General features: G+C 33.2%; 23 protein-coding genes. All 23 read right to left on the reverse strand.

All coding sequences use genetic code 11. The annotated features are described in order from the left end of the window. Positions 1-7: 7 nt before the first annotated feature. The 23 genes from P8V03_RS00585 to P8V03_RS00695 all read right to left on the reverse strand — a co-directional run bounded on the left by P8V03_RS00585 (position 8) and on the right by P8V03_RS00695 (position 21,231). On the reverse strand, positions 8-886 hold the full coding sequence (locus P8V03_RS00585; RefSeq protein ID WP_318796340.1) for a MinD/ParA family protein: 879 nt from the start codon (positions 884-886) through the stop codon (positions 8-10). Then, entirely contained in the window at positions 880-2,079 is a 1,200-nt protein-coding gene (gene flhF / locus P8V03_RS00590; protein ID WP_318796341.1) for a flagellar biosynthesis GTPase FlhF, read from the reverse strand. The genes P8V03_RS00585 and flhF overlap by 7 nt, the downstream gene beginning before the upstream one ends. After that, on the reverse strand, positions 2,079-4,145 hold the full coding sequence (gene flhA / locus P8V03_RS00595; protein WP_318796342.1) for a flagellar biosynthesis protein FlhA: 2,067 nt from the start codon (positions 4,143-4,145) through the stop codon (positions 2,079-2,081). Before flhA ends, flhF begins: the two co-directional genes overlap by 1 nt. Before the next feature lie 27 nt (positions 4,146-4,172). Then, on the reverse strand, positions 4,173-5,999 hold the full coding sequence (locus tag P8V03_RS00600) for a fused FliR family export protein/FlhB family type III secretion system protein (protein WP_318796343.1): 1,827 nt from the start codon (positions 5,997-5,999) through the stop codon (positions 4,173-4,175). An 85-nt stretch (positions 6,000-6,084) separates the two neighbouring features. Next, positions 6,085-6,354 carry a flagellar biosynthesis protein FliQ gene (gene fliQ, locus P8V03_RS00605; protein ID WP_318796344.1) on the reverse strand — a complete coding sequence of 90 codons (270 nt, stop codon included), beginning with the start codon at positions 6,352-6,354 and terminating at the stop codon, positions 6,085-6,087. Positions 6,355-6,364: 10 nt separating this feature from the next. Next, complete coding sequence (gene fliP / locus P8V03_RS00610) at positions 6,365-7,141, reverse strand: flagellar type III secretion system pore protein FliP (RefSeq protein ID WP_318796345.1); 777 nt, start codon at positions 7,139-7,141, stop codon at positions 6,365-6,367. Beyond that, on the reverse strand, positions 7,134-7,544 hold the full coding sequence (fliO, locus tag P8V03_RS00615; protein WP_318796346.1) for a flagellar biosynthetic protein FliO: 411 nt from the start codon (positions 7,542-7,544) through the stop codon (positions 7,134-7,136). The genes fliP and fliO overlap by 8 nt, the downstream gene beginning before the upstream one ends. Before the next feature lie 25 nt (positions 7,545-7,569). After that, positions 7,570-8,094: a flagellar basal body-associated FliL family protein gene (locus tag P8V03_RS00620; protein ID WP_318796347.1), complete on the reverse strand. Its 525-nt coding sequence runs from the start codon at positions 8,092-8,094 to the stop codon at positions 7,570-7,572. Positions 8,095-8,206: 112 nt separating this feature from the next. Continuing rightward, positions 8,207-8,395 carry a flagellar FlbD family protein gene (locus P8V03_RS00625; protein WP_318796348.1) on the reverse strand — a complete coding sequence of 63 codons (189 nt, stop codon included), beginning with the start codon at positions 8,393-8,395 and terminating at the stop codon, positions 8,207-8,209. Positions 8,396-8,506: 111 nt separating this feature from the next. Then, positions 8,507-9,553, reverse strand: a complete 1,047-nt coding sequence (locus P8V03_RS00630; RefSeq protein ID WP_318796349.1) for a flagellar hook-basal body complex protein — start codon at positions 9,551-9,553, stop codon at positions 8,507-8,509. Between the two features lie 97 nt (positions 9,554-9,650). Beyond that, positions 9,651-10,040: a TIGR02530 family flagellar biosynthesis protein gene (locus tag P8V03_RS00635; RefSeq protein WP_318796350.1), complete on the reverse strand. Its 390-nt coding sequence runs from the start codon at positions 10,038-10,040 to the stop codon at positions 9,651-9,653. Between the two features lie 20 nt (positions 10,041-10,060). Next, a complete protein-coding gene (locus P8V03_RS00640) occupies positions 10,061-10,768 on the reverse strand; it encodes a flagellar hook assembly protein FlgD (protein WP_318796351.1) in 708 nt (235 codons plus the stop codon). A 16-nt stretch (positions 10,769-10,784) separates the two neighbouring features. After that, on the reverse strand, positions 10,785-12,269 hold the full coding sequence (locus P8V03_RS00645; protein WP_318796352.1) for a flagellar hook-length control protein FliK: 1,485 nt from the start codon (positions 12,267-12,269) through the stop codon (positions 10,785-10,787). Positions 12,270-12,354: 85 nt separating this feature from the next. Then, the gene (fliJ, locus tag P8V03_RS00650) at positions 12,355-12,792 is read right to left on the reverse strand and encodes a flagellar export protein FliJ (RefSeq protein ID WP_318796353.1); all 438 of its coding nucleotides are present in this window, start codon (positions 12,790-12,792) and stop codon (positions 12,355-12,357) included. Positions 12,793-12,892: 100 nt separating this feature from the next. After that, positions 12,893-14,200 carry a flagellar protein export ATPase FliI gene (gene fliI, locus P8V03_RS00655; protein ID WP_318796354.1) on the reverse strand — a complete coding sequence of 436 codons (1,308 nt, stop codon included), beginning with the start codon at positions 14,198-14,200 and terminating at the stop codon, positions 12,893-12,895. A 26-nt stretch (positions 14,201-14,226) separates the two neighbouring features. Then, positions 14,227-15,006: a FliH/SctL family protein gene (locus P8V03_RS00660; RefSeq protein WP_318796355.1), complete on the reverse strand. Its 780-nt coding sequence runs from the start codon at positions 15,004-15,006 to the stop codon at positions 14,227-14,229. Beyond that, positions 14,990-16,006, reverse strand: a complete 1,017-nt coding sequence (gene fliG / locus P8V03_RS00665) for a flagellar motor switch protein FliG (protein WP_318796356.1) — start codon at positions 16,004-16,006, stop codon at positions 14,990-14,992. Before fliG ends, P8V03_RS00660 begins: the two co-directional genes overlap by 17 nt. Before the next feature lie 6 nt (positions 16,007-16,012). Beyond that, entirely contained in the window at positions 16,013-17,608 is a 1,596-nt protein-coding gene (gene fliF / locus P8V03_RS00670; RefSeq protein ID WP_318796357.1) for a flagellar basal-body MS-ring/collar protein FliF, read from the reverse strand. Between the two features lie 18 nt (positions 17,609-17,626). Next, entirely contained in the window at positions 17,627-17,926 is a 300-nt protein-coding gene (gene fliE / locus P8V03_RS00675) for a flagellar hook-basal body complex protein FliE (RefSeq protein ID WP_318796358.1), read from the reverse strand. 12 nt (positions 17,927-17,938) lie between these two features. Then, positions 17,939-18,373 carry a flagellar basal body rod protein FlgC gene (gene flgC / locus P8V03_RS00680; protein ID WP_318796359.1) on the reverse strand — a complete coding sequence of 145 codons (435 nt, stop codon included), beginning with the start codon at positions 18,371-18,373 and terminating at the stop codon, positions 17,939-17,941. A gap of 23 nt (positions 18,374-18,396) precedes the next feature. Beyond that, positions 18,397-18,798, reverse strand: a complete 402-nt coding sequence (gene flgB, locus P8V03_RS00685) for a flagellar basal body rod protein FlgB (protein ID WP_318796360.1) — start codon at positions 18,796-18,798, stop codon at positions 18,397-18,399. Positions 18,799-19,462: 664 nt separating this feature from the next. Beyond that, complete coding sequence (locus tag P8V03_RS00690; RefSeq protein ID WP_318796361.1) at positions 19,463-20,335, reverse strand: flagellin N-terminal helical domain-containing protein; 873 nt, start codon at positions 20,333-20,335, stop codon at positions 19,463-19,465. Between the two features lie 215 nt (positions 20,336-20,550). Continuing rightward, positions 20,551-21,231 carry an Ig-like domain-containing protein gene (locus P8V03_RS00695; protein ID WP_318796362.1) on the reverse strand — a complete coding sequence of 227 codons (681 nt, stop codon included), beginning with the start codon at positions 21,229-21,231 and terminating at the stop codon, positions 20,551-20,553. Positions 21,232-21,246: the final 15 nt, after the last annotated feature.

Below are 21,246 nucleotides of genomic sequence, written 5' to 3' on the forward strand. Positions count from 1 at the left end.
TTACTCCTTACGAAAAAATATTAAAAATTTTTCTAAATAAGTCCTGTACTGAACTTCCCTTTTTATTTGGTTGTAGACCTAAAATAGTGTCTGCTATAGAAACTATGTCTCTAGCTGCCTCTGAGTTTGGATACCCTACTATGAAGGGCTGCTGCTTTCTCACAGCTTGAACCAATTTTTTATCCTCTGCAATATTTCCCAAATACTCCAACTTAATGTTTAAAAACTTCTTTACTGCATTATCAAACTTATTAAAGGTTTGCCTTCCCTCATCAGTATCTATAGTTCTATTAACTACTACTTTTGCCGCATCTTTTATCTTAAAATAGTTTACAGCTTTAAGAAGACTATATGCGTCTGTAAGTGATGTAGGCTCTGGAGTGGTTATAACTATTAACTCCTCACAACAATCAACAAATCCTAATACAGTTTTAGTTATACCTGCTCCAGTGTCCATAATTATATAGTCTAGATTATCTAAACTGGCAAGTTTGGATAAAAAATTTTCTCTCTGGCTCTTTGTAATTTCTTCTAGTCTTGTTATTCCAGTTCCTCCTGGAAGAAGTTTTACCCCCAGCGGCCCCTCTATTACTACATCCTCTATTGTTTTATCTCCAAAAATTACATCATAAACATTATATTTAGGCAAAAAACCCATCAGCACATCATCATTTCCCATTCCCATATCTGCATCGAATATAAACACTCTTTTATTCATTTTTTGTAGGGCTATAGCTAAATTTACAACAAAATTACTTTTTCCTACTCCACCTTTTCCAGAAGTAACGGTAATAATTCTGGGCTTTGATTTCTCCCCACTAGGATCTTTTCTTTTAATATTTTCTTTTTCTGCTAATTGTCTTAATTTTTGTGCTTGGTCTAGCATATAACATCTTCTCCTAGTATAAGCTTGGTTATTTCTTTTGAACTCATAATTTTTATATCATCCGGAACATTTTGACCTGTAGTTACAAAGCTAATTGGCTTTTCTGCACACTCTAGTATATTCAAAATAGAACCATAGGTTGAAGTTTCGTCAAGCTTAGTAATAATTACTCCATTATAGTTTAATGCTTTATATCCGTTAACTATTACTTCTATATCCTTATTTTTCGTAGTAGAACTTATAACTAAGTTAATATTATTTGTATTGACTTTATCTATAAAAGCTCTAAGCTCAGATATTTGCATTGTGTTTTTGCTGCTTCTTCCTGTTGTGTCTATTAAAATCACGTCACAGTCATCCATTGCCTCTACTGCAGTTTCCATATCCTTCATAGTAAATACTACTCTAAACGGTATATTCATAATATCAGCATAAGTCCTTAGCTGTTCTACCGCCCCTATTCTATAGGTATCAATTGTAATAAGGCCTACCTTCTTTTTTTCAATTAGAGCAAATCTCCCGGCTAACTTTGCGATGGTAGTAGTTTTTCCAACACCGGTAGGTCCTACAAGAACTACTACATTATCTAGCTTATTTGGTGATATCTCTATCATATTCTCAATAATATCCTTAACTTTCTCCTCTTCTGTTCTATCATCCTCAATACTTCTCATCTTTGTCATTATCTTTTTTATAACCTTATGATCTAAATCGCAACCCTCTAGTGTTAACTCCATTTTGCTTTTACTAAGGCTTCCTGCAGCAGACATATTAATCATTTCACCTAACATAGTTCTCATTTCCTGCATTTCTTTCATTACTGCTTCACTATTACCATCTTCTACAGGTTTATACTCTTTAACTTGTTCTTCTTTTTTTTCTCCAATTTGTAGCCTAGATTTATACTTACTCTCTATTTCATTAAAGTTGTTATTGACTTTTAATTCTCCATCCAGTTTATTAGTCATTAATCTTTTTATTGCTTCAATGCTTTCCTGCATATCTTCTGATGTATCATCCTTACTGTTATCTACTGCCGCTGTGACCTCTAGCATCTTTTTTGAAAAAATTCCTAAAAAGCCGCCTTTTTTTATCTTTCTCTGACTTACTATAACTGCATCTTTTCCAAGTTCGTATCTAATTCTAGTCATAGCTTCATTCATGTTATTGACTACATACTTTTTTATAATCATTATATAGAAATCACCCCTTCCGTTCTTATCTCTATATCATTTGGGATTTCATTTAACGATAATACATTTATCGCTGGGAATACCATTTCTATAAGTTTTCTAAAAGCTGGTCTTACCTTAGGTGATACCAAAACTACTGGCTGATTTTCATAAAAGTATACAGAATCAAGAGTATTCTTTATAGAGTTTAATATCCTTCCTGTGGTGTCAGGGTCTATTGCTGGGAATGATCCCTGCATAGACTTCTGTATATTATTAGCAATTAAATCCTCTATTTGTGGATCTAATGTAACTACAGTTATACTTCTATTTTCATCTACAAGAGGATTGCATATGCTTCTTCCCAAAGCAAATCTAACATATTCTGTAAGAACTTCAATATCTTTTGTGGTTCTTGAGTTATCTGCTAAAGACTCCATTATAGTTACCATGTCCTTAACAGGCACTCTTTCCTTCAGAAGGTTTTGAAGTACCTTTTGAAGTTCTCCTATAGTTAAAAGGTCTGGTATCAGCTCCTCAACTACAGCGCTGTATTTTTCCTTAGCAGAATCTACGATAAGCTTAACTTCCTGCCTTCCAAGCAATTCGTAAGAGTGATTCTTAATTGTTTCTGTTAAATGAGTAACCATAACAGTGGTAGGATCAACTACTGTTAACCCTTTAATTTCAGCTTCTTCCCTTTGATCCTTATTTATCCACAATGCTGGAAGATTAAAGGATGGCTCTACTGTTCTAATTCCTTGAATTTCTGCTTCACTATTTGTAGGATCCATGCACAGCAGCATATTTGGCATTAGTTCTGATCTTGCCATTACCGTTCCCCTTATTTTTAAAACATACTCATTAGTCTTTAGCTGTAGATTATCTCTTATTCTAATAGGTTGTACTACTATTCCCATCTCAATAGCACATTGACGTCTAACGGAGGTTATTCTCTGTAACAAGTCTCCACCAGAGCTTTCATCTGCTAGTGGAATAAGTCCATAACCAATCTCAACCTCCATAGGCTCTACGGATATAAGACTCATTACATTTTCTGGCTCTTTACTCTCTATTTCTGTTATCTCCTGCTGTTCTATTTCTATCTGTTCAATAATCTTTTCTTTTTCTTCCTTATATAGAAGGTATGCTGCAATTCCACAAGCCAATGAAAGAATAAAAAAAGCTAAATGTGGCAGCCCAGGTATCATGGCCATGAACAAAAGTACTACTGAAGCCATTGCTATAACCTTTGGAAAACCGGTAAGCTGTCTAATTGTAAGACTTCCAAAACTCTCATCATTACCAGAACGGGTAACTAATATACCAGATGCTGTAGATATTAAAAGAGCAGGAACTTGGGTTACAAGACCATCTCCTATGGTTAATCTTGTATAGGTTTGTGCAGCAGTAGCTGCATCCATTTTTAGCATAACCACACCTAATACAATACCTGCTAGTATATTTATTGCTGTGATTATAAGTCCTGCTATGGCATCACCTTTTATAAACTTAGAAGCACCATCCATAGCTCCATAGAAATCTGCTTCCTGTTGAAGTTTCTTTCTTCTCTCTCTTGCTCCAGCTTCATCAATCATACCTGCATTTAAATCTGCATCTATACTCATCTGCTTTCCAGGCATAGCATCCAGTGTGAATCTTGCTGATACCTCTGATACTCTACCAGCACCGTTTGTGATAACTATAAACTGTATTATTACTATTATTAAGAAAATAATTATTCCAACTATATAGTTTCCACCAACAACGAAGCTACCAAAAGCTTCGATTACTTCTCCCGCAAAACCATCCTTAAGTATAAGCCTTGAAGATGATATATTAAGTGCTAGTCTAAATAGAGTTGTGATTAAGAGCAAAGTTGGAAATACTGAAAATTGTAGTACCTCTGTAGTAAATAAGGTTAAAAGTATAATAACTACAGATATTGTTATATTAAAGGCTAGTAATACGTCTAATAGTTGTGATGGTAGTGGTATTATAATCATAAGAACTATTGCTATAACCACAAAAGCCATTATGATATCCACATTATTTTTTATGCTAAACCTTTTTCTGCTGCCTTCCAAAATATCACCCCTTAGTTCAATTGCCCATTACTTTTTCTTAATTTTGTAAACAAGTGCCAGTATTTCTGCCACTGCTTGATACATTTCCACTGGAATTTCTTCATTTATGTCAACCTCCGCATAAATTAATCTTGCTAAAGGCTTATTTTCCATAATTGGAATATCGTTTTCCTTAGCTAACTCTTTTATTTTAATAGCTATGCTGTCTGCTCCTTTTGCTACTACCATCGGTGCCTCCTGGCCCTCTTCATATTTAAGTGCTACAGAAATATGTGTTGGGTTTGTAACAACCACCGTTGCCTTTGGAACTTCCTGCATCATTCTTCTCATAGCCATTTCCCTTTGTCTTTGCTTTATTTTACCTTTAATTTGAGGATCTCCCTCCTGCTGCTTAAACTCCTCTTTTACTTCCTGCTTAGACATCTTTAAATCCTTATTGTGTTGATATCTTTGATAAATATAATCTATTAATGCAATAATAATCATTACTATAGTTACCCTGAAGAAAATATCTACCGTAAGCTTACCTACTGCAGATATTACCGCTACAGGTTTTAAGTTTCCTAAGGTAAGTATATATAAATAGTTGTCTCTTACAAACTTATAACCGACAAACCCTACTACAGATACTATAGCTATATCCTTGATAAGCTCCATAACTGTTCTTATAGAAAACATCCTCTTTAAACCGTTTATAGGATTTAATTTTGATAAGTCCGGTTTTAATGGTTCTGATGTAAGTAGTACTCCAGTCTGTAGGAAATTAGCTAATATACCCATAACCATTATTGGGATCACTATCGGCAAAAATATTATCATTAAACGCCATATAACTATAAAGGATATTTTCTGCACGCTACTGTAGTCTAAAGATGTAGTTAAATAGTTGTTTAGAAAGGTAATTAGTGTTCCCTTTAATGCATTTCCTGCATAACCGCCTAAAGTTAACAAAACAACAGTCGATGATAATAGTGTTAAAGCTAAACCTACTTCCTTACTTTTAGCTATCTGACCCTTTTTTCTAGCATCACTCTTTTTCTTCGGTGTAGCTTCTTCTGTTTTATCATCAGAAGCGAATATTATAAGCAAAGGTATAGTTTTATAAAAACCTTTTATAGCATCCGGTATTTCTTGAAAGGAATTTTCAATAACCTTTAGAAATATAGGAAGAGCAAAAGCAAAGGAAGTCAATCCTACAAGTAATTTTACTGGAAGTCCAAGTATCATTATATTTAGCTGTGGAACTGTTCTTGCAATAAGTCCCATTGTTAAATCAGTTATAAAAATTATCAATACTATGGGTATTGCTATTTTCAATGCTATGCCAAAGTATTCTACAAAAGCTCTCAATATGAGATCTATGGAACCCTGGCTTAAAAAAAAGTTTCCTAGTTTAATAACATTAAAGCTTTCCATCAATGCTTTAATAAGCATATGATGTCCATCTACAATAAAGAAAACTATAATGCTAAACCAATAGAGTAAATGCTCCATTAATGTAGCATTGCTGTTTGAAGTTGGGTCAAACATTGTCATCATGGCAAATCCAACTTGCAAGTCTATAAGGTTACCTGCTATCTTTACTGCAGTAAAACACAGGTTAACTATGAAACCTAGGGTCAATCCTGCTACTACCTCATTCATAACATTTATAAAGAAAGGTAAATTATTATTTATAGTATTTACTGTTGAATAATCTATCCCTGGTATTAGCATATATGCCATAACAAGGGTTAAGCCTACTTTAACCGCATTGGGAGTGCCATTAGGAAAAAATATTGGAACTACTACAAAGAAGGCGAATATTCTTATAGTTATTAGTATTAGTGCTGTAAAAAATAGTGTATCTATCAAATACTGTTTCACCTCCTAGTACTATGGAAACTAGTTGTTTTCTAATATCATAGAAAAAAACCTGTTAACTATTCATTAAAACATTCTACTGAGTTATGTGAGATATATAGGTAAAAATTCTTTCTGTAAAAGCTATTAACTGATGAAGCATCCAACTTCCTGTTATAAGTCCTACTATTGCTATTGCTATAAGCTTAGGTACAAAGGTTAGTGTCTGCTCCTGTATTTGTGTTGTAGCTTGAAATATACTTATAGCAAGTCCAATGATTATTGAAACCAAAAGTATAGGTGCTGATACCATTATCCCCGTTTGTATTGCATCTTTTATAATGCCAATTACTAAATTTTCGCTCATCTAATTCACCTCACGAAAAACTCATAATTAAAGATTTTATCATCAGATACCAGCCGTCTACCATGACAAATAATAATAATTTAAAAGGCAATGATACCATAACTGGAGGAAGCATAAACATACCCATTGACATAAGTACACTTCCCACTACTAAATCTATTATTAAAAAAGGTATATATATTAAAAATCCTATCTGAAATGCTGTCTTTAGCTCACTAATCATATAAGATGGCACAACTACGTAAAGAGGTGCATTGTCTTTAGTCACCTTATAGTCTAATTTTGCTGCATCTATGAATAACTTAAAGTCCTTCTGTCTTGTTTGTTTCAGCATAAATTCTCTTAGAGGTTTTGCTGCTTCTTCAATAGCTTTTTCTTGAGTTATGCTATCTTGAATATACGGCTGTATAGCATTAGTATTTATTCTACTATAAACAGGCTGCATAATAAATACCGTTAAAAACAATGCTAGTCCAATTAAAACCTGATTGGGTGGTGATTGCTGTGTACCTATAGCACTCCTTAAAAACCCAAAAACTACCACAATCCTAACGAAGCTAGTCATCATCATAATAAAAGATGGAAGCAGTGATAAAATTGTAAGCGTTATAAGCAGCTTTATATTTCCTACATATTGCTGTGGTGTTTCAGCATTATCTACTGAAATATTAATTTTAGGAATGGGAAAGGCTTCTGGTGCTGCATGAACTTTTACAGTGGTAAAAATTATGGATATAAATAATAAAGCAAAAACACTTATTAAGATTGTACTGTTTTTTCTACTCATCTCTACCTTCCTTTTTAAATTTAAGTTTTGTATAAAGGCTCTTAAGGTGAGGGCTGTCAGAAACCTTTTTTAATCCTGACTTTTGGTAAAAATCCTTTAAACTATTATACTGAGGTATAGTTCTCAAAGTCTCTATTTTTACTATTTCTTCCTTACTTAATTCAGAAATTATTTCAAGCTTACCATTAGTAGAAGCCATTACGTATCCCTTATCCCCTATTTTAACTACTACAAGACTGTTTTCCTTTGAAATTGTTGCTCTTTCTATTACTTTTATATATCTTCCATTTTGCATATTCTGAAGTTTATTTCCACCAAATTTCATAGATGTGTAAATAAGAAGAAGTATAAAGGGTAAAAATATTAATATTTTTAAAAGCATCCACCAAAATTGTAAGTCCATCTACACTCTCCTTTGCCTTAAATAGCTATTGAACTAAAATGTCATTGAAGTATATATTGTTTAACTGGTCTTCTTTAAGCATTGTGTTTATTCTTTGAATAATTTCCATCTTAATATTGTTCATATTCTTAGGACCTATATCTGCTGCCTTTTTAGTTCTTAATATAGATATAATTGCATCCCTAAGCACTGGTTTCTTTTCCTCTAATTCTTTATCTAATTTTTTATTGTTATAACCAAGAGATACCTTTGCTTTTAAATATCTCTTTCCATCTTCATCTGCAAGGTTAACTAAAAACTCATCAAGTTCAAAGGTTTTTTCTGAAACTACTTGATCTAAGTAACTTGTATTTACTGCCCCCGATTGCTGCTGAACCTGCTGAACTGGAATTTGTTGAACAGCTGTTGTCTTATTTTCTTTTCCTGACTTATCTTTTAAAAACATATTATACCCAAAAAAACTTCCAACTCCAACTACAAGCAAAACAACTAATGCAATTATAATAATTTTGACTTTGCTGCCGCCTTTTTTTTCTTTTTTGTTCTCCATATTGCTGCTCTCCTTTTATTACTAAAATTAAATAACTTTTAATGTCATACTGTTTTCCCTATACAATATGAAATAGTTGTTATAAGGTTAAAACTTTATTTACTAAATTGAACTATGGTCCAGTATAAATCTTTCTTTTATATTCTATAACTTTTCTTATTATTTCTTCATTAGATTCCTTCACAAGATACTTTTTGCCGTTAGTTAACGTAATTACACTTTCTGGAATATGCTCCACCCTTTCTATGTGATCTGCATTAAGGATATATTCCTTATTATCTAAACCTGTCAACTTAATCATAAATATCCCCCTTTTATCTAATGGACTATTGACAATGAAGGTTGATTTTTTAGCTGTATTAGCCAAAGTTACCTTCATTGTCTAATTTCAGTTGTCCACTATAACTTAATACTATCTCTTCAAGTTAACCAAATCCTGTAATATTTCATCCCCAGTTGTTATTATTTTACCATTTGCTTGGAAAGCTCTGCTAGCTACTATCATGTCAGTAAACTGCTCTGCTAAGTCTACATTAGACATTTCAAGCATTCCTTGAAGCATCTCTCCATACCCACTACTGTTATCCTCAGTTGAGGCAACACCAAATGCACTTTTTAAAATTGGCTCTCCTGAGTTTGCTGATGTTTCATAAAGATTTTTACCCAGCTTTGAAAGACCAGCATCATTCTTAAAGGAAGTCATAGCTATCTGACCTAAAACTGCAGTAGCACCACTAGATAAAGTAGCTGTGATTAAACCCTCTTTTCCTATGGAAAAGGACTGAATTCTGTAGTTATCTGTTCCATCAGATATGCTATCTGGTATAACTAAAGGTACTAAGGCTTGAGAATTGATGGTAGTATCAGCTCCCTTATTTGCATTTGGCGTAAAAGTAACTGTAAATGGAACCTTTGGATCAGCTTTTCCTTCAGTATAGTCTATTACAACATTATCATTTGCATATCCATAAACTCTTAAACCATCAGATGTAAGCAAGCTGCCTTGAGTGTCTAAAGTAAAAGATCCATCCCTAGTAAAATTTACGTTAATCCCATTTGGACTCATTTTATGCTCTTCTGGAGTAGGCTGTTCTATTGTACCAAGCCCTGTAGCAGTACTATCTCCCTCTGGCACAGGACCTGAACCAACTACGAAATATCCTGGTCCATCAATAGCTGCATCTAGGTTTCTACTAGTTGGCTGCATATTTCCTGTAGAAGTAGTTGTGTCAATACCTGCAATTTGAACACCAAGACCTACCTGTCTTGGATTAGTGCCTCCAAGGTTTGTACTAGCTTGAGTAGCCTGTGCAACATTCTGGCTTACCATATCCTGAAATCTTACTCTCTGTGATTTATATGCTGTTGTACTTGAGTTAGCTATATTATTTCCAATTACGTCTAATTTCTTTTGATTAGCTTTAAGTCCGCTAATCCCTGAATACATTGATGGTAACATGTTTTTACCTCCGAAAAAAATTTTTTTATTAATTCCTTTATTACGCTTTGCTTCCATCGTTCCACAAAGCACAGCATCCATCTTCTGGTCCTGCTGCTTATAACATTACTACACTGTCTATATTAGTAAATACATTTCCTTTGCTATCATCCTTATCCATAGCAGTAATTATGGTTCTATTTCTTACTGAAGCTACTAGTGCAGTATCCTTGTAAAGAATTAAGGATTCTCTACATCCCTTTTCTTCTGCTTTATTTATCCCTTCATTAATGTTTCTCATATCCTCTTCATCAAAGGTTATATCTCTTTGTTTAAGTCTTTCTGCAGCATGGTTAGATATAATAAAGCTTTCTTTTTTATCGATTTTCTTATCCAGTATATCTTTAAAAGAAATCCTGGCTTTCTCAGCTTTATTTCTAGAGCTTTTGTCATAAGGTTGAAAATCCTCAATTAAATGCAGCTTTCCATTAATAACTCTATATCCCATAGTATCACTTCTTCCTAAGGTTAGCTTTCTCTTATTTTTATAACCTTATCAAATGGGAACTCTTTAACTTCATTTTCTGAGGTTTGAATAGCTACCTTTAATACTCCCTCAGAGGATCTTGAAATTTCTTTTACTATACCTTTATAGTTTTTATCACTGCTGTCTTTTTCATCAATTTCTACAGACTTTCCTATTAAGGCAGCTCCATTTAATAAATTCATTCCTTCACTTGGAAAATTAGATGAGTCATAGAAATCTTCTATACTGACAACATCCTCCATACTGAACTGTTTAATTTTTTCCACAGGTTTTCCATCAGCATCTTTATCGTAACCAACCAGTACACTAAGCTTTATCTCGTCTCCAGTTTTGATTACGTTTGTTACCTGTCCTGCATATAGGTTTCCCATATCATCATATTTTCTCAAAACAACTCCCTTGCCAATAAGAGAATTAGCTCCTGAAAGCTTCATACTGCCATTTAGATTTGCCATCTGCTCAAGTCCGGCAAACTGTGCCATTTGGGCTACATATTCGGTGCCATCCTTAGCATTTGTAGGATCTTGATTCGAAAGCTCTGCAGAAAGTATTTTTAAGAATGCATTCTTGTCCATATCCTGTCCTGGTTTTACTATTCTAGTACCTCTTGAAGTCTTAGTTGAGTTAATTTCATTAACTAAATCTTTAATTGTTTGATTTTGAGAATCATTGTTAACAGTTCCTGCCATTTACTCACCTCCATTATTAAGCAAGCATGTCTACATTGCTATCTATTCCACTTAAATTGTCAGCTTTACTTATCTCCTCACCAACAGCTCCTATTGAGTTAGTCTTTCTTTCTTTTTGCTGGCCGTTATCACTTCTTTCTCTATTATCACCATTCTTAAAGAAAGTTGTGTCCTCATTGTAGATATTTAGCGTAAGGTTCTCAATTTTTATATCATTATTCTGAAGTTTATTTGTTATGTCCATTAAATTAGAATTTATAAGGTTATAAGCCTCCTTATTAGCAGCAGTTATTGTACCTTTCATAACCCCAGCCTCCACAGTAAGACTTATTATCACTTCTCCTAACTCTTTAGGCATTATTTTAACAGTTAAATCTGATTTATTATTTATCTGCATGAACTTAAGTGTTTTAATTATATCTGCATTTAAAGTGTTTTTATTGATAACTAGTTTTTCTCCTTCAACAACATTTGAGTTGTCCACCTTCATATTGCTTAAATGAGACATAAAACTTGTAACCTTTGATATTTTATCATTGCTATCAGATAAAATATTTTTTAAGAAGTCGTCCTCTGATTTAGAATTACTATTAAAGCCTAAGTTATCCAAATTTTTATCTTTACCTTGAGCAACACTGATGGTTTCTTTTGCAGCTGAACCATTAAGATTCTTGGATATCTGTTTTAAGTCTGTTGTAACATCCTTTTCGTCTGTCATAACACCTTTTTCATCCTTTTTATTTAGCTTTAACTCTTCTGCAGCATCTCCATTAATACTTTTAGATGCAAGCTTTAAATCTGACATAATATCCTTTATATCCTTTTTATCAACTTTTAACTCTTTTTGACTGTTACTAGATAAGGCTATCAGCTCTGCCTCAATCTTTGACACTAAATCATCATTTTTTACATTGCTTGATTGTGGAGCTAAGGTTTCTTCCTGAGTTACTTTTGCAAATAATTTATCAATAACTTTATCCTTTAATTGAAGTTTATCTGTAACATTGGTATTCTGTTGAAGATTTGTATTAAAAATATCTTCTATCTGTTTCTCTATTTTTCCTTCCAAGTTACTAATTTCTAAACCTTCTACGTTAGAACTATTAGTATTAAGGTTCATAAGAGATAGTAACATAGCTAAAAGTTTATCTGGTTCTACCATTTGTTTTAGATCCTCTAAAGAACCTACCTTGTCTACATCTTCAGCATCCATTCCAGCTTCCTTTAATTTTTCCTTGACTTCCTTTGGTATTGTCTTTAAGCTATCATCTTTATCTACCTTACTAGTTGCAGTCTCTTCTACAGAACTATCTTTAGGGTCTGATTTGCTACTAGCAACTTTCTTCATTTCCTTGGAGCTGGTGTTCACACTTTTGTCTTTATTCTCATATGCCATCTTAGACAACATTCTATCAAAAGAGTTAAGTTCCTTTGAGTTTTTAGTTTTTGTTCTTTCAGTGCTATTCACTGAACCATCAATATTAATATTACCTACTTTCATAATTTCACCTCCTTTCAAGTATAATGCTATATATTTATAAAATTTAAAAGCATTTAATTTTACTCCTTAATATAAATATTTCATATTATTTATTTTCTTGATTTCTAATAAAAGCATACAATGCAAATTCATCATTCATTCTCTGTTCTATTAGATCCTGTTCCTTTAAAAATTCTGCCTTTTGTTTTTCTTTTAGAGATTCCACTGTTTTTCTATCTATTTGTTTTTCATTAAGTTCCAGTCTTTTCTCTTCTAAAACTTGACTTTTTCTTTTAAGTTCCTCTGAAACTTCCGAAATACTGTGACTTATAGCATTTAGATAAACATGCTTTATCTTACGTTCTATAGGAGACTCTGACCCATTAAGCTCCCTATATTTATTGTAATTTTCTTTGAGAATATTCAATTTTTCTTCTACCTTCAATTTTTCACTCTGAGCATCTTTAAAAATTCTTTTACTCTCTTCTTCTTTATCTATTCTTATATCAAGAAGCTTTTGAAGTCTAAACCGATAGTGCTGCATCTTTCCCCCCCTAGTTTTAATAGCAGACATTGTTCAGCTAGGGAATACAAACTACCTTAACTGTCAATTAGCTATTGTCAGTTGTGAAAATATATTTATATTACGTAAATATACTCTGGAGCTTATTTATACTTTCTTTAAAACTCCAATGTTCCTTCATTCCTTGTTTTAAATAGTCCACTATTTTTTCGTTATACTCTATAGAAAGATCTATCTTTTTGTTACTACCTTTTACATAAGCACCTATATTAATTAAATCCTCTGAGTTTTTGTGAGTAGCCATCAAATCTCTTGCAAAGGATGCTGCGGATTTATGATCTTCACTAGCTATCTCTGACATAAGCCTGCTTATACTATTAAGTACGTCTATAGCCGGATAATGGTTTTTGGCTGCTAGTGCACGGGACAGTACTATATGGCCATCTAAGATACCTCTCACTGCGTCTGCAATAGGCTCGTTAAAATCATCACCATCAACTAAAACAGTATAAAAGGCTGTAATAGAACCTTTATCAGACATACCTGCCCTTTCCATAAGTCTTGGTAGTTTTGCAAAAACAGAAGGAGTATAGCCTTTAGTTGCAGGCGGCTCTCCTATAGCTAGTCCAATTTCCCTTTGAGCCATAGCAAATCTAGTAACTGAGTCCATCATTAAGATTACTTTTTTACCCTTATCTCTAAAGTATTCTGCAATAGCGGTGGCGGTAAAAGCCCCTTTAAGTCTTACCAATGCAGGCTTATCTGATGTAGCACAGACGATTATAGACTTTTTCATGCCATCGATTCCTAAGTCCTTTTCAAGAAAGTCTCTAACCTCTCTGCCTCTTTCTCCAATAAGAGCAATTACATTAACATCTGCCTCAGCATATCTTGCAATCATACCTAAGGTTGTGCTTTTACCAACACCACTGCCTGCAAAAATTCCTATTCTTTGTCCTTCTCCACAGGTAATAAAGCCATCTATAGCTCGAATGCCTGTAGGTATGACATCTTTAATCCTTCTCCTTTTCATTGGGTCTGGGGGCTCTGTATCCAAAGGATACAATGCCCCTTCTGATAACTCTTCCCCATTTAAAGGATTTCCGAGTCCATCAAGTACCTTTCCAAATAAATCCTCAGAGCATTTTACACTCATAGGTTTTCCTTCTGGAACTACCCTACATCCTGGAGCAATCCCTATAAGTTCTCCAAGAGGCATAAGTATAACATTATCCTCTCTGAACCCAACTGCTTCACAGGTTATAGGATCATTTTTCTCATTGTATATAGTACATACCTCTCCAACAAAGGACTTTATTCCCTCTACCTCTACAGTAAGTCCAATAACTTTTTTTACAATACCCTCAGAGTAGATAAAATTAGCTTGTTGTACTTTTCTATTTAGGATATCAAAGTTCAAATTAATCATAAACCACCTCTAAATTATTAGCTGAGCTACTCTACAGTATTAAATATCTCTCTAATCCTGTTAAGTGCGATGTCCACGCTAATTACAATCTTGCCATTCTCCCTCTCTATAATTGCACTTCCCTCTTCTATAGATTCGTCCGGTATTATAAATATATCTCCTTTAAAAGGAAGCTGCTCCTTCCACAGATCTGTTTGTTTTTTAAACTCTTCACAATAAATGGCCTTACTTTTTATTATAATAGTCTTAGTATTTTTAACCTTTGAAAGTGAGTCAAAGACAATACCATTTAATCCTTCTTTATACTTTATTTCTCTCCTTAAAATACTCTCTACACAGTTAACTATTAACTCTTTTATTTCCTTTTCCTTATCCACTATATACTTTTCTTTTTCAGCTATGCAGACTTTCAATACATTGTCAGCATTATTTTTAATACTTTCACCTTCCTGCATAGCTTTATCAACATTAGCTTGGTAACCGTCCTGGTAGGCCTTGTTAAACCCATCATTATAGCCCTTTTCACTACCTTCTTCGTAACCTTTTTCATAAGCATTTTTATATGCTTCCTCTTCAATTCTTTCCGCCTCTGCATAGGCAGTTGAGAGTATCGAATCTCTTTGTTTCCGAGCATCCTCCACCATAGTTCTTGCCAAGTTTTCATAACTGTCTATAAATGTTCTTGCATTAGTTTCGCCAAGTTCTTTTTGCTTTGTCTCTGTCTTGGTTTCAAAATCTGTTACTATAGATTTCTTACCTTCTTCTACTACGCTGAAACTTTTAATAACTCTATACGATGATTGCATCTTCTCCACCTCTTGACAGTACGATTTCTCCAGCCTCGTCCAATCTTCTTATAACACTTACAATTCTCTGTTGAGACTTTTCTACATCCATAAGTCTTACAGGACCTAGGAATTCTATATCTTCCTTTAAAGCTGCAGCAGCTCTCTTTGACTGATTTCTGAAAATACAGTTTGCAACATCTTCTGAACAACCTTTAAGTGCAAGAGCAAGTTCTTTAGTTTCAACTTCTCTAAGAACTCTTTGTATAGAAACATCATCAAGAGTAACAATATCCTCGAATACAAACATGGATTCTTTTACCTTTTCTGCTAATTCTGCATCTTCCTTCTCTAATCCCTCTGTAATATTCTTCTCTGTTGTCCTGTCTACCTGGTTTAAGATATCAACAATAGTTTGAACTCCACCTATTACCTTCATATCAGATTTAACTACTGAAGATAGCTTATCATCTAATACCTTCTCTATTTCTTTCACCACTAATGGTGATGTATTACTCATATTGGCAATTCTGTAAGCAACCTCTGTCTGAGTATCTTCAGGAAGAGCAGACAAAATTTGCCCAGCTTTATCTGTTTGAAGATAGCACAGTATTAGAGCTATAGTCTGAGGATGCTCATTAGATATAATATTTAACAGCTGATGAGCATCTGCTTTTCTGGCTATAGCAAAAGGTCTAAATTGTTGTGTCGCTTCAGTAACTTTATCTAATATCTCCATTGCTCTTTGACTTCCTAAGGCTTTTCCAAGAAGGTTTCTAGCATACTCTATTCCACCTTCTGTTAAATAATCCTTAGCCTTATTCATTTCCATAAACTCTTGTAATATCTCTTGTTTTTGTTCTGATTTTACAGCAGGTATATTGGCTATTTCATAGGTTATTTTCTGTATCTCAGAGTCTGGTAATTTCTTTATTATACCTGCAGAAGCTTCTGGTCCTAGAGTTATAAACAATATGGCTGCCTTTTGCACTCCTGTTAATTTTTGATTTTCCTTAGTCAAAATTTATCACCTCTCATCCTCGGCAAGCCATGATTTGATAATATCTGCCACCTGATCTGGTTTTTCCTTAGCATATTTCTTTATTTCATTTTCAAAATGAGTTCTTTCATTTTCTTCATCAAGTTCTATAGGCTTAAATTTAGGATGCTCCTTTGTTCCTTCGATTCCATCATCACCTATAATTACATCAATACCTTGCGGAGTTATTTGATCTTTCATTAATTCCTCTTCCTCTGCCTTCTTCTTTCTTCTCCACAGTATAAGAGCCACTATCAAACCTACAAGAAGAGCTGCTCCTGCTCCAATGGCTGCATAGGTTTTAATTTTTTTAGCTTGTTCAGCTGCTTTATTCATCGCATCTAAATCTTTCTTGGCATCATCAGTTATTGAAGTATCAAAAGGTATGCCCTCTACACTTATGGTATCCCCTCTCTTATCATCATAACCTATAGCTGATACCGCTAAGTTTCTTATAGAAACTTTAGTAGCATCATCTATATTTCCATCTAAAGCTACTGATGCTGTCAGTCTCTTAACAGCTCCTGGTGCTTTTATTGTCTTTTGCTCAACTTTTGAAATATCATAGTTTTTCGTAGTTTCTTCATGAGTTGAAACACCATTATTATTAGTATTAGTTCCTGCAGCATTTGTCATATTATTATCTACTGGACTGCTTGATGAATTAGTACCTGGAACTGTAGAACTATCCTTGACACCATGTTCACTAACCACAACACTTTTAGGATCATAGGTTACAGAGTCCTGCTGTACTGCATCAAAATCTAAATCTGCGTTAACCTTTACTTTAACTTTGTTTTTTCCATATATTGCTTCCAGCATATTTGAAAGTCTTTTTTCCATATCCTTTTCGTATTGCTGCTTTAATTGCTGCTGTTTTTCTGCTGGAGTAGTAGAATCAGATATATCCTTATTTTCATTAAATAAATCCTTTGATAATAAAGTCATCTTATCATCGATAACTTGTACATTTTCTTTGGGTATATTTTTCACAGATCCTGTTATTAGTGCAATTATAGCTTTTACCTGATCACTACTTATTTTTTCTCCCTGTTTTAGCTTAAGTGTTACGGAAGCACTTCCAGGCTCAGTATCTTTGACGAAAGCTGTATCCTCTGGAAGTACAAGGTGAACCCTAGCATTCTCTACCTCTGGAAAACTTTTAATTGTCCTTTCTAGCTCTCCTTGAAGGGCTCTTTGGTAATTTATTTTCATTTCCGTATCTGTTGATCCAAATTTACTTTTATCTAAAATTTCAAAGCCCTGGCTGCCATTAGTCATAGGAACTTCAGCAAGCATTTGCATTCTAAGTGTATCTACTTGATCCTTAGGAACCAGTATAGAATTCCCCTCTACCTTGGCAGATATTTTTTGGTCTTGTAGCTTTTTATAAACTGCCGCTGAGTCAGCAGGATCCATATTAGAAAAAAGCACATCATACTTTGTTGAACCTAAAGATACGCCTAAAAACACTAAAGATGCTATAATTCCCGCAAAAATTACACCAAAAGCTATCTTTCTGGTTTTACTTAAACCTTTCAATTTATCTATTAGCTTTTTAAAGCTTTCTGATAGCTTACTCATTTAATCTAGCACTCCTTACTATAACTGCGTTCTACTTAATTCCTGATATGCCTCAACAAACTTGTTTCTAACTTGAACTGCAAGTTCTAGCGACATCTTGGCCTCTTCTGAATCCATCATAACCTTGTGTATATCCACCTCATCACCTTTGATGAATTTTTCTGTTGTATTTTCAGAATTAACCTGCTTTTCATTGACATTATCTAGTTTTTCTTTCAAAAATTCGCCAAAGCTTGTGGAAGTTTTTTCATTTTTAACTTCCTTTTCGCCTATTTTCTCAAATAACCTATTATCTGGAACAAACTCATTTATTCTCATATTCTAGTCTACCTACCTTCCTATTTCTAAAGCTTTCAAAAACATACTTTTTTCCGAATTTACTGCATTGATGTTTGCTTCATAAGCTCTCGTAGCAACTATCATGTCAGCCATCTCATTCAATATATTTACATTAGGCATAGAAACATATCCTTCTTCATCTGCATCCGGATTAGATGGATCGTAAACTCTTCTAAGTGGAGATTTATCTTCTTCAATTCCTACCGCTTTAACTCCTATAGATTTACCTTCATATTTACCAGTTTCTTTATTCAATTCTTTATTTAGATTTTCTTGAAAAACAGCAATCTTTCTTCTATAGGGCTGTCCATCTGCCCCTCTAGTAGTATTGACATTTGCAATATTTGATGCTATAGTATCCATTCGAAGCCTTTCTGCCGAAAGACCACTGGCACTTATTCTTAATGTATTAAAGGTCTTTATCATAAACTTTCCTCCTCATTAAAATTTTATCTACCATTAATTACGTATCTTTCCATAGCCATTCTATTGTTAACTTGGCTAATTAGTGCATTATACATCATGGTATTTGCTGCTTGATTTACTATTTCGTTATCTATATCCACGTTATTTCCATCTTCCCTCATGCTAGAAGACTTATCCGTTTCAACCTTTGCCTCTCCATCATTACTGCTTCCTCCAATATGCTTGTCTTCTGTAGTCTTTAATGGAAAGTTACTCATGTTTTCTTTTAGATTTTCCTCAAAGGTTACATATTGCCTCTTATAGCCTTTAGTATTTATATTGGCTATGTTGTTTGCTGTTGCTTTGCTTCTAAGAGAAGATGTATCTAATCCTTTTTTTAGTAGATCATAGACTTTTTTGTCTGTTGACATACTTCCTATATTCAAATTTCCCACCTCCATATTTATACTCACAAAAATCTTAGTGTTGCTTTAATTTACTATAATTATCATCAGGAAATATCGAGATAACTATTCTATCATATGTAAGTATATATTTACCATACTTTTATATAATTCATTGATAGCCACCATAACCTCCCATGAATCTATTGCATTATTTGCTGTGTTTATGTAAATATTTTCATTTTTTTTATATAATAGTATTTTTGCCACTATCATTATACAATAAAAAGGTATTTTTTGCTACCTTTTTAGACATAACTCGATAACAAAATTTAAATATTTTTTTTATTTAAATTCAAAGAAGAATTTAAGGCAGTGTAAAACAACAAATATTACTTTAATACTAACTTATATAATCTTATATAAATAACATATCATCAAGGTGAAGTCTTTGTAAATAAGAAACTACTGCCACTTTTCCCTCCATAACTGTTGACTCATAAAAAACTGTTATGTTTCAATGTTCTAAACCTTAGTACTAATCTATAGGTAAATTAAGGAGGCCGGTATTTGTCTTTTTTTGTTTTAATTTATAAAACAAGAGAAGCAGTGTTTCAATTTTATGTAAACACCGCTTCTCTTGTTTTATAAGTTAATATCTAAATGACAGTATACCTAAACTAAAGGCTAAAATTTTTTATTTCTTTTACCTGCTTCTTACATTTTCAAGTATCCTTAAAACATCTTGAGGAAACTTATTTGTCTGAACCATCATTGCATTTCCTGCTTCTGCCAGTAAGTTACTCTTTGTTAACTCCATCATTTCTTCTGCAATATCCGCATCTCTTATACTACTATCTGCACCTTCCATAACGACTGATATTTCGCCTATATTTCCAAGGCTGTCCTCAAAACGATTTTCTAAAGCACCATACTTACTTCTTATTGAAGTTACAATATCTAAAGCTCCATCTACAACATTTAACGCTGTGTCTATTGTGTTATCTTTTGTAACGCTATAGTCCGTTTGTAACTGCTGTAACTTTATATTTGTTGATGTCTTTTTATCAAATACTTCAATTCCTTCTGGTGTTACATCTAAACGTGGTATTTTCACATTTTCATCAGCATTTGCTCCTACTGACATTGTTAGTGATGATGTATTATTACCAAGCATTTTTATACCGTTGAATTCAGTATTATTAGCAACATCATTTATACCGTTTATCATCTGGTTTATTTCTTTTTGAATAATTTCTTTATCATCTTCACTATTTGCTCCACTCCCTGACTGTATCACAAGTTCCCTTACCCTTTGAAGCATTGAGGTTATGCTATCTAGTCCACCTTCAGCAGTTTGCAACATACTTACCCCGTCCTGTGCATTTCTTCCTGCCATCTGTAGACCTCTTATCTGCATTCTCATTCTTTCGCTTTGCGCTATAACGTTCGGATCATCCTTTGCAGTATTTACTTTATAGCCTGATGAAATTTTTCCTAAAGCATCACTTTGCTTCTGCAATGCTTTAGAATAGCTTCTATATACATTTAATGAGGCTATATTATGACTTAATCTCATAGACTTTCACTCCAACTTCTCTAATATAGTTGGTTTAAAGATACATAACTTAATTACTAGTTTTCAGCAACATTCACTAAATTAGTTATCTATAACCTATTATTCATTACTTTTATCGTTAAAACTTTTTTTTTCTTTAGCATTCTCTAAATATAATAAAAAGTTCATACTACATTAGGTTAATTTTTATAAATGGTTACAAAATAACCTTGAGGCTAAATATTTAAATCTAAATCTATATTACTCTTATTAGTTGAAACATCCATGTCTACTGTTGCAAGCACATTTCCTTGAGAATCACATATGGAAATTTTGACAGTATCTCCAGGTATTATTGAAGCCGCTTGTTTTCCTATATCAAACAAGTTGTTGTTTCCTTCTAATTTATATTTTTTAGCATCTGGCAAGTTTGTAGAATTAATTGTCACTGCTTTAAATCCACTCCATACTGGTGAAACTGTAACACTAGCATTAATACTATAATCATTGCTGCTGTCCTTGGATGCAATTGAAAAAGTTAACACAGTTGTTTTAGGCAGGTTCTTGCCTTTTTTTGATTTTATAGCATTTTTTAATATTAGCTGATACTTATGTCCTACAGTATAGCCTGAAGAAGGTGGATTTACCTTTACAGTATTAGCAGTATCGCCTGCAGTAACGGTAGGAGTGAAAGCATTTCCATTTGTTATGTCCTTAATTTGTACATTATTTGATAAAGAAGCTAAATCTACTTCTGATTTAAAACTTACAGTCCATACTTTTTTTGTATCCGTTATAGTTTTATTTCCCATATCTTTTGTATCATTATCTGCAGCTAAGACCACATAAGAAGTAAAGGTAATAAATACAAACACAAGTAACGCTAATATATTATATTTTTTAAGTTTATATAACAATCTTCTTATCCTCCT

Source organism: Clostridium tanneri (assembly GCF_033659955.1).
GTDB classification, from domain to species: Bacteria; Bacillota; Clostridia; order Clostridiales; family Clostridiaceae; genus Clostridium_AM; species Clostridium_AM tanneri.

What these genes read in the sequence shown, in the direction of transcription:
- fliE (WP_318796358.1), bottom strand. Translation starts at nt 17,926, where the DNA reads ATGAGAATAAATGAGTTTGTTCCAGATAATAGGTTATTTGAGAAAATA.
- P8V03_RS00690 (WP_318796361.1), bottom strand. Translation starts at nt 20,335, where the DNA reads ATGAGATTAAGTCATAATATAGCCTCATTAAATGTATATAGAAGCTAT.
- P8V03_RS00640 (WP_318796351.1), bottom strand. Translation starts at nt 10,768, where the DNA reads ATGGCAGGAACTGTTAACAATGATTCTCAAAATCAAACAATTAAAGAT.
- P8V03_RS00620 (WP_318796347.1), bottom strand. Translation starts at nt 8,094, where the DNA reads ATGGAGAACAAAAAAGAAAAAAAAGGCGGCAGCAAAGTCAAAATTATT.
- P8V03_RS00660 (WP_318796355.1), bottom strand. Translation starts at nt 15,006, where the DNA reads ATGCAATCATCGTATAGAGTTATTAAAAGTTTCAGCGTAGTAGAAGAA.
- fliQ (WP_318796344.1), bottom strand. Translation starts at nt 6,354, where the DNA reads ATGAGCGAAAATTTAGTAATTGGCATTATAAAAGATGCAATACAAACG.
- P8V03_RS00630 (WP_318796349.1), bottom strand. Translation starts at nt 9,553, where the DNA reads ATGTTACCATCAATGTATTCAGGGATTAGCGGACTTAAAGCTAATCAA.
- fliI (WP_318796354.1), bottom strand. Translation starts at nt 14,200, where the DNA reads ATGATTAATTTGAACTTTGATATCCTAAATAGAAAAGTACAACAAGCT.
- P8V03_RS00625 (WP_318796348.1), bottom strand. Translation starts at nt 8,395, where the DNA reads ATGATTAAGTTGACAGGTTTAGATAATAAGGAATATATCCTTAATGCA.
- fliJ (WP_318796353.1), bottom strand. Translation starts at nt 12,792, where the DNA reads ATGCAGCACTATCGGTTTAGACTTCAAAAGCTTCTTGATATAAGAATA.
- P8V03_RS00585 (WP_318796340.1), bottom strand. Translation starts at nt 886, where the DNA reads ATGCTAGACCAAGCACAAAAATTAAGACAATTAGCAGAAAAAGAAAAT.
- flhF (WP_318796341.1), bottom strand. Translation starts at nt 2,079, where the DNA reads ATGATTATAAAAAAGTATGTAGTCAATAACATGAATGAAGCTATGACT.
- fliO (WP_318796346.1), bottom strand. Translation starts at nt 7,544, where the DNA reads ATGGACTTACAATTTTGGTGGATGCTTTTAAAAATATTAATATTTTTA.
- fliP (WP_318796345.1), bottom strand. Translation starts at nt 7,141, where the DNA reads ATGAGTAGAAAAAACAGTACAATCTTAATAAGTGTTTTTGCTTTATTA.
- P8V03_RS00645 (WP_318796352.1), bottom strand. Translation starts at nt 12,269, where the DNA reads ATGAAAGTAGGTAATATTAATATTGATGGTTCAGTGAATAGCACTGAA.
- flgC (WP_318796359.1), bottom strand. Translation starts at nt 18,373, where the DNA reads ATGATAAAGACCTTTAATACATTAAGAATAAGTGCCAGTGGTCTTTCG.
- P8V03_RS00635 (WP_318796350.1), bottom strand. Translation starts at nt 10,040, where the DNA reads ATGGGATATAGAGTTATTAATGGAAAGCTGCATTTAATTGAGGATTTT.
- fliF (WP_318796357.1), bottom strand. Translation starts at nt 17,608, where the DNA reads ATGAGTAAGCTATCAGAAAGCTTTAAAAAGCTAATAGATAAATTGAAA.